The sequence below is a fragment of the Aeromonas sp. sif2433 genome (assembly GCF_019218705.1).
Classification (GTDB): Bacteria; Pseudomonadota; Gammaproteobacteria; order Enterobacterales; family Aeromonadaceae; genus Aeromonas; species Aeromonas encheleia.
On sequence record NZ_JAHUXD010000062.1, the window covers coordinates 1 to 240 of the forward strand.

Here is a 240-nt window from a genome sequence, read left to right on the forward strand (position 1 = left end):
TCAGGGTGCCGCTGTCGGTCAGGGTCGGATTGCTGGCATCCTCGGTCACCGCGCCGTGGTCGTCGCCGGCAATCACCGGCAGATCGTTGGTGCCGGTGATGGTGATGACCACTTCGTGGCTGGTGCCATCGGCACTGTGCACGGTGAAGGTCTCGACCTTGGTCTCACCCTCTTTCAGGTACTGCACGTCGCCGTTGGCCACGTTGTAGGTCCACTTGCCATCTGTGGTGATGGTCAGGC

General features: G+C 62.5%; 1 protein-coding gene. It reads right to left on the reverse strand.

What is annotated here, in order from left to right; translation table 11 throughout:
- The coding region (locus KW825_RS20410; protein WP_218330254.1) for a VCBS domain-containing protein at positions 1-240 on the reverse strand (240 nt) is incomplete at both ends.